The 6,353-nt window shown below is 53.3% G+C and carries 4 protein-coding genes; all 4 read right to left on the bottom strand.

Annotated elements, in window-relative coordinates; genetic code table 11:
* Positions 1 to 242: 242 nt before the first annotated feature.
* Genes B2Z72_RS19215 through B2Z72_RS19200 form a run of 4 tightly spaced genes read right to left on the bottom strand, consistent with a single transcriptional unit; the run spans position 243 to position 5,928 of the window.
* Positions 243 to 539, bottom strand: coding sequence for a DUF3240 family protein (locus B2Z72_RS19215; RefSeq protein ID WP_297005637.1), 297 nt, complete (start codon positions 537 to 539; stop codon positions 243 to 245).
* Complete coding sequence (locus B2Z72_RS19210) at positions 536 to 3,595, bottom strand: efflux RND transporter permease subunit (protein ID WP_296980282.1); 3,060 nt, start codon at positions 3,593 to 3,595, stop codon at positions 536 to 538. The genes B2Z72_RS19215 and B2Z72_RS19210 overlap by 4 nt, the downstream gene beginning before the upstream one ends.
* Positions 3,596 to 4,735, bottom strand: coding sequence for an HlyD family efflux transporter periplasmic adaptor subunit (locus B2Z72_RS19205; RefSeq protein WP_296980284.1), 1,140 nt, complete (start codon positions 4,733 to 4,735; stop codon positions 3,596 to 3,598).
* Positions 4,732 to 5,928 (bottom strand): TolC family protein, encoded by a 1,197-nt coding sequence (locus B2Z72_RS19200; protein ID WP_296980287.1) that lies wholly within the window; start codon positions 5,926 to 5,928, stop codon positions 4,732 to 4,734. Before B2Z72_RS19200 ends, B2Z72_RS19205 begins: the two co-directional genes overlap by 4 nt.
* Between the last annotated feature and the right edge of the window lie 425 nt (positions 5,929 to 6,353).

Below are 6,353 nucleotides of genomic sequence, written 5' to 3'. Positions count from 1 at the left end.
AAGCTTAACTCCTGTATTTCAGTCTCTTCCACCATCCATGGCGGTCGATCCCACCCTACGAAAACCCGGTTATTTAATTAAAATACGGTTTAAATTCGGAAAGATCCGTAGGGTGGGCTCTGCCCACCATCTGGTTGTATTAAATCGCCGTAATTAAATTAAAAAAAGACCGTATAAACACGGCGTATCATCCGGCCACGACATCACTACATCACACACCACAAAACCACAACATCACATCGTTACAACCGTCCGAAATCCATCAGTGGCTGCAGCCAATAATGCACATCGTAATGGGCGAACTGTTCGCGCAATTTGGCCAGCATTCCTGCCGCCTGTTCTTCCGGCAGATGCATTCCAATCATGGTACGTTTCTGTTTGCCCTGAATCTGTTCTGCCAGGGTCAGCTGTTCATTGCGGTTGCTGTGCCCCCAGGCCTGCCAGGAGGTAAATCCCGGCAGGTTTTCTTCCAGCAGCCAGTCAGTAATGGCTTCGGCCTGAGCAGGGCGGGTGGATAACGTCAGTAAAACTTCACTCATTTTGCACGCTCCAGAATAAACCGGCGATAAATCACGGGCAGTACATACAGGGTTAACAGGGTAGAAGTGAACAGACCGCCGATCACCACCACCGCCAGCGGTTTCTGAATTTCACTGCCGGGGCCAGTGGCGAACAGCAGAGGAATCAGACCAACAGCCCCTGTCGTCGCGGTCATTAACACCGGGCGTAAGCGGCGTACGGCACCGTGCAGCACGACATCCATACCATTGAAACCGAGATGCCGCAGATGACGGAAATGCTCAACCAGCACCACGCCGTTCATCACCGCCACCCCTAATAAAGCAATAAAGCCCACTGATGCCGGCACCGATAAATATTCGCCGCTGAGCCACAGCGCAACCACGCCACCAATCATGGCAAAGGGAATGTTGCACAGAATCAGCAGAGATTCGTTCAGACGACCAAAGGTGGTAAATAACACCAGCAGCACCAGACCAATCGCTACAGGCACCATTAAACCCAGACGTGCGTTTGCCCGCTGCTGGTTTTCAAATTCACCGCCCCAGGACAGCACATAACCGGCTGGCAGTTCGACATTCTGTTGCACCAGAGTCTGTGCGGCGGCAACAAAATCACTCAGCGCTACACCGCTGACGTTCACATTCACCACCGCAAAGCGCTGGCCCTGTTCACGACGGATCAGTACCGGGCCTTCGGTTTCATGGGCGGTTACCACGCTGGACAGCGGCACGGCCTGACCATCGGCACTGGTGATGGTTAATTGATTCAGTAACTGCTCAGCCTGAATCTGTGCAGGCTGGCGGATAACCAGTGGTACCTGACGGTCACTGAAAATAATATCGCCACTGCCGACGCCTTCGAGATAACTGCGCATGGCCTGCTGTACGTCTTCAACATTCAGACCGTAGCGGGCAACGGCGTCGTACAGAATATCCAGCTGAAAGTAATGCATACCATCAGCCTGGGATACCATCACCTCAGTGACACCCTGCAGGGTTTTTACCTGTTCGCCAATGCTGTCGGCCAGGTTCTGTAATTTATTCAGCTCACTGCCGAAAATTTTAATTGCCACATCACCACGGGAGCCGGAAATCATTTCCGATACACGCATATCAATGGGCTGAGTAAAGCCGTAATTCACACCGGGGAAAGCGTCCATGGCCTGACGGATGGTTTCTTTGATGTCGTCTTTGCTGTCGGCCTGCCACTGATCACGCGGCTTCAGCTGCAGAAACATATCGGTTTCGTTCAGACCCATGGGGTCCATCCCCAGATCATCCGAACCGGTACGGGCAATAATGCGTTCAATATCCGGACTGGCGGCGAGCAGTGCCTTTTCCACTTTCTGATCGATATCCAGAGATGCTTCCAGGCTGATGGTTGGCGTTTTTTCCAGCTGCACAATCAAATCGCCTTCGTCCATTTCTGGCATAAAGGCTTTACCGGTTTGCAGAAAAGCCATAACCGCCAGCACCAGAGCAACAGCAACACCAATCAGCAGCGGCTTTGGATTATTCAGCGTCGCCTGCAGACTGTGGGTGTAATAATTCTGCAGGGCAATAATCCATTTCGGTGTGGAAACTTTCTTCTCATTAATCAGCATAGAGCTGAGTACCGGTACCAGCGTCAGCGACACCAATAATGAACTGGCCATGGCAAACATAATGGTCATGGCCACTGGCGCAAACATTTTGCCTTCCAGTCCCTGCAGGGTAACCAGTGGTGAAAATACCAGCAGAATAATCAGGGTGCCGGAAATAATCGGCACCATAACTTCTTTAATGGCGCGGAAAATAACGTGCATGCGCGGCAAGGAACGTGACGCCTGCTGCAATTGCGTGACGGTGTTTTCGACCACGACGACTGAGCCATCGACCAACATGCCAATGGCGATGGCCAGACCGCCAAGGCTCATCAGGTTGGCGCTCATGCCAAAGTGATTCATCACGATAAACGTCATCAGTGCTGACATCGGCAGGTTCACCGCAACCACTAAGGCTGTGCGCACATTACCAATAAACAGGCCGAGCATAACGATCACCAGAGCTACCGCAATCCATAGTGCTTCTGCCACTGTGCTGACGGCGCGGTCAATCAGATGACTGCGGTCGTAGAAGGTATTAATGGTTAATCCCTGCGGCAGACCCGGGCGGATTTTATCCAGTGCTTCGTTGACCCCGGCTATAACGCTGCGGGCGTTGGCATTTTTCAGGGCCACGACTAAGGCTTCTACCGTTTCGCCTTTGCCGCTGTCCGTCACTGCGCCATAGCGGGTCATGGACGACAGAGAAACCTCAGCCACGTCGGCCAGCCGCACCGGATTGCCCTGATAAACCGTCACGATACGATTCTTTAAATCGTCCATCGTCTGAATACGGCCACCACTGGTGACGATCATGGATTCTTCGCCACTGTTAATGCGCCCGGCACCGTCATTGCGGTTATTTGCTGCAAGAAAATTCTGCAGATCAGACAGGCTCATTCCGACCGCCGCCAGGGCCTGCATATCCGGTGCAACCTGATAAGCTTCCACGCGTCCGCCGAGGGCATTGATATCAGCCACACCGGCAACGGTGCGCAGCAGCGGACGGATCTGCCAGTCGAGAATGCGGCGCTTTTCTTCCAGCGATTGTGGGCCGTCCAGCGTCATCATCAGCAGTTCGCCCAGCGGTGTACTCATGGCGGCAATACCGCCGCTGATGCCCTGTGGCAGGTCCGGCCAGATGGCGGCCAGACGTTCAGACACCTGCTGCCGTGCCCAATAAATATCGGTGCCGTCGGTGAAATTTACGGTGATATCGGTAATACCGTATTTAACTACTGAGCGCAGAATACTCTGGTTGGGAATGCCCAGCAGTTCTACTTCGATTTTGCGCGTTACCCGGGTTTCCAGTTCCTGCGGCGCAAGCCCAGGCGCTTTAATAATGATCTTAACCTGGGTGGGGGAGATTTCCGGGTAGGCATCAATGCGCAGATTCTGAATCACATTCAGACCGGCGAGAAAAATACCTATGCTGGCCACCACAATCAGAATGCGCTGACGCAGTACGCCCTGTAAAAAGGAGGCAAGCATTTATTCTTCCTCCCCACTTTGCCACAGGGATTTCAGCGTTGCGGTTGACGTCACGGCGATTTCTGCATTTTCCAGTTCGCTGTCCTGCAGCAGCAGTTGCTGATTACCGGCGATAAAGCGCTCGAGTTTAACCGGCGTTACGCCCTGTGCACTGCGCACAAAAATCCAGGATTGTGAATCACTGCGGATACGGCTGGATGGTGCTACCGCCCAGCCATCCGCAGCGGAAGGAATGTCGGCCTGTAAAACACTGCCGGGTTTAATATCGGCTGGATTGGTGGTAGCTGATTTAAGCCACAGCGTCTGCTGGTGGGCGACATTTTCGGTGCGGCTGATACTTTCCACACTGGCTTTGAAGCGTTCGCCGCTGCTTTGATCGCGTACCATAACAGTATCGCCCTGTTGCAGTGTGCTGCTTAATGACGCCGGCAGCATAACTTTCAGGCGCAGTTCCTGTTGCGGCCAGAATACGGCGAGGGCTTCACCGGCGGCAAAGTGATCACCTGGCTTGCGCATAATGGCGTTCAGCCAGCCATCACTGGCGGCATTAAAATGAAATTCCGCTGATAAGTTATTTTCCCAGCTGGCGGGCAGGTGCATAAGAATCTGTTTATTCAGCGTTAATTCATCACGCAGCATCTGACATTTCAGATTCTGTTCCTGTAAATCCAGTTTTGATGTCAGGCCGCGTTTGCTGCGTTCACGCATGTCGCTTAAGCGCTGATCGCATAATGCGCTTTCCTGCAGCTGGCGGCGATTACGCTGAAAAAAGCTCAGCACGTCGTGGCTGTGCAGATCTGCCAGCGGTTGTTCGCTGTTAAGTACATCGCCGGCCTGAGCCTGCCAGGCTTCCACACGGCCTTCAAACGGCAGGCTGATAATCTGCGCTTTGTTATCTGGTACGGTAGCAATAGCGGGCAAACTGGTCAGAGTAATATCGTGGCGCAGGCTGTTATTCAGCGTAACAAACTGAATATCGAGTGCTTTAATCTGACTGTCGGATAAAGTTAATTCGCTGGCGTTTACTGCATTGGAAAAAACAACATTCGATAAAACAGCAGAGGATAAAACCGCACTGCTGATAACTGAACTTAGCAGCGCCTTATTGAATAGGTTAAAAAAAGAAATGCGGGTTGTCATAACGTCTGGCCCTGTAACTGATTCCATTGACTGATGGTGCGGAAATACTGAATACGTGCATCGTCGGCCTGCTGCTGCAATTGCCAGATGCTGTTCTGAATCTGTAACCACTGAAAGCCGGATAAAGTACCGCGCTGATAGGCCTGATACTGGCCGTCGTATTGGCTCTGGGCCTGTTCGCTTAATGCGCTGAGTTCCTGCCAGCGTTGCTTCATTTGTGGCAGAGCAGTGCGCAGTGCTTCACGCTCACGCTGCAGTTGCTGGCGGGTACGGATGCTGTTGGCGTGCTCACTGCTGAGCTGGCGCACGGCATCGCGGCGGGCGCTGTAACTGGTGTGGCCAAAATCCATACTGATGCCCAGTTGCATCATGTCAGCAGCGGGCTGAGTATCCAGTTCATCCGTGTGTTTTACACCAAGACTCAGGCGCGGATTAAAACGGCTGCTTTCGCTGGAACGGAAATTGGCATCCGCCTGTTGCGTGCGTGCCTGTAAGGTTTGCAGCAGAGGGTGGGATTCCAGCGCCTGTTCCGGACTTTGGCTGAACTGCCAGTTGTTGGGTAATTCAGCGAGTCCGGTAAGCTGCTGCCAGTGTTGAGAGAGACGGGATTTCTGCTGATTATTGAGCAGCAGCTGATTTTTAATGGTTTGCAGTTGCTCCTGCACGGCGAGGCGGTCGGAGGCCGGACGCTCGCCCTGTTCAATTAATAACGACAGCCAGGACAACTGCTGCTGTACTGCATCCAGCCGTTGCTGATTACGCGTAAGGCTGACTTCATTGGCGGCAAAATCCCACCACCAGGTTTGCAGTTCACTGGCCAGTTGCCAATGCAGCAGGTTAGCGCGGGCGTCATTCTCGGCATTGGCAGCATTGCGGTAAGCGCGCTGACTGCCGATCCGTGCCGGGCGGGCAATGGGTAATTCCACCGCCGCCTGCCATTCAGCCGGGCTGCCGCTGGCGTTGTCTTCCTGCTGATAATCCAGTGATGCCGATGGCGGTGCCGCCAGCCAGACCGGAGATGAATCGCGGGTAATGCGGTTTTCCTGCGCCAGAAATGCCTGTTCCGGTAAATTCTGCCAGGCCGCGTTTAAAGCCTGTTCAAAAGTCGGTGGCATTGCCAGTGCAGACAACGGCAGGCAATAACACAGCAGGGAGCTGACAGCTCTCCAGGGGCGATGTAAGACAGCGTGCATGATGGTTCTCCAGAAATATCTGGCCGAACTCTAGCGGGGCTAGCTTAAACGAAACTGAAAACGCAGAGGTGATGGCGTTGGAGGTGCCTGGAGTTGGAGTGGCCTGGAGTCGGAGTGTGTTGTGCAAAGTGATTCTGAAAGAGCGATTTATTGCAGGAGCGGCTTCAGACGCGAAGATTGTGAATGGGTGGTTTATTGCAGGAGCGGATTCAGCCGCGAAGGTTGTGAATGGGTAGTTTATTGTAGGAGCGGCTTCAGCCGCGAAGGTTGTGAATGGGTATTTTATTGTAGGAACGGCTTCAGCCGCGAATGCGGCGCAGCCGTCCATTACGGATATTGGTGCGCATAGCGCACCCTACAATGATTCGGATCGGATATTTATTGTAGGAGCGGCTTCAGCCGCGAATCCGGCGCAGCCGGACGTT

The organism is Thalassolituus sp. UBA6592, from assembly GCF_002433655.1.
GTDB lineage: Bacteria > Pseudomonadota > Gammaproteobacteria > Pseudomonadales > Oceanobacteraceae > Venatoribacter.
This window is presented reverse-complemented; position numbering and strand designations above follow the sequence as displayed.

Coding starts and splice junctions, on each gene's coding strand:
- B2Z72_RS19215 (WP_297005637.1), bottom strand. CDS start 539: ATGAGTGAAGTTTTACTGACGTTATCCACCCGCCCTGCTCAGGCCGAA.
- B2Z72_RS19210 (WP_296980282.1), bottom strand. CDS start 3,595: ATGCTTGCCTCCTTTTTACAGGGCGTACTGCGTCAGCGCATTCTGATT.
- B2Z72_RS19205 (WP_296980284.1), bottom strand. CDS start 4,735: ATGACAACCCGCATTTCTTTTTTTAACCTATTCAATAAGGCGCTGCTA.
- B2Z72_RS19200 (WP_296980287.1), bottom strand. CDS start 5,928: ATGCACGCTGTCTTACATCGCCCCTGGAGAGCTGTCAGCTCCCTGCTG.